1 pseudogene is annotated in these 1496 nt (G+C 50.8%); it reads left to right on the top strand.

What is annotated here, in order from left to right:
* Positions 1-238 precede the first annotated feature (238 nt).
* Positions 239-1496: pseudogene (locus J1C52_RS14975) on the top strand (hypothetical protein); the annotation flags it as partial.

Below are 1496 nucleotides of genomic sequence, written 5' to 3'. Positions count from 1 at the left end.
CCCTGCTTCAGGATGAACGCCTTCTGCGCTTCCGTAAACTTCGATGCCTTCATACGATTCCGCTCCTTTCCCAGCCAGGAAAACTTAGCGGAAAAATCCAGCTTCCGGCGGTCCAAGGTTGGGGAGCAGTGCAAACGGAGTGGATACTACGGTTTGATTGATATCAAAGATCAGGCGAGGGTCCCTCCTTATTTTTACCGTGAGAAGGCGCTACGCGTTGGGAACCAAGGAGGGGCACATGTACAGTTTGACTGAAACGACTGATTGGTCGGGTGAGTTTGATTTCTCCAGCTCAGATTACGGACATATTCAAACTGGTCATACGGTCTCTGGCACCGTTGGCGGCGAAGATCTGATAGACCTTGTGCCGCTCTCACTCGCAGTTGGTGAGACGTATACATTTTCATACGAGGGCAATGTGTCTTTGACCATTCTCGATGGTGGGATTGACACGATGTCACCCGACTACGAGATGGGTGCCGCGCCCATCGTGACAGGAAATTCAATAACCTTCACGGCCCATCATCCATCGGATGCATACGCAATCGCCATTTCAGGTGATGGTGAATATAGCGTCACTTGGGAGGGTATTGCGGCAGATCACCTACAAGATGAAGATCTAGGTAACCTTGCTAGTGCGCCTGATCTGTTAATTGGGAGCTCTATCACTGGTGTCCTCAATGGAACTGATAACGGGGGTGGATTTTATGATTTTACCCCGGAAACCGATTACTTTGAGTTCACAGCATTCGCAGGGCAGACCTATCACTTTAGTATGGTACAGGCCTCATCAATCTTCGGTGCAAGCTCTGGTGGCCACCTGATCCTCAAAGATGCGAACGGAGATGAAGTCTCCGGAGTGACCTGGAGTGCTTCTGCATGGGAAGATGGCGCAACGCTTTCTTTTACACCCGATAGTACGGGTGTTTACTACATCGGCGCACAAAGTTGGTTTGGCTTTGCGGGGGCTTACGTCCTTGAAAGCTACACGGACAACAATGCACCAAACGTCTCTGCGTCGGTCAGCGATCCTGTTTTCGTGACGACAGGTGCGGGAGCCTCTGAAATCCTAGTCACTGTATCACTCGATTCCGTGGCTATGGAGAACATATCTGGCGTAGTCGATTTAACCTTTGTTGACGGCAATTATTCCATACCTGCAGAGGAGCAGGCGACTAATTTCACGATTGCAGCCGGCACACAAAGTGTAACACTTCGTTTTGATGTAGAGACTCTCCCGCTCACCGGGCATGAAACTTATGTGATAGCAAGTCTCGGTAGTGTCATCGGTGCTGGGATCGAGACCGGTTTTGGCGATAACCTTTATATCAATCCGGCCAGCGACATGCCGACACCGAATGATGATCAACTCATCGGCACGGATGATACAAACACGATTAGAGGCCTTGGTGGTGCTGATGTCATCGAAGGCCTTGGCGGGAATGATGTTCTGGTTGGCAATGCGGGATCGGACACAATCTGGGGCGGCTTGGGGA

This window comes from Roseibaca sp. Y0-43 (assembly GCF_020667835.1).
Classification (GTDB): domain Bacteria; phylum Pseudomonadota; class Alphaproteobacteria; order Rhodobacterales; family Rhodobacteraceae; genus Roseinatronobacter.
This window is presented reverse-complemented; position numbering and strand designations above follow the sequence as displayed.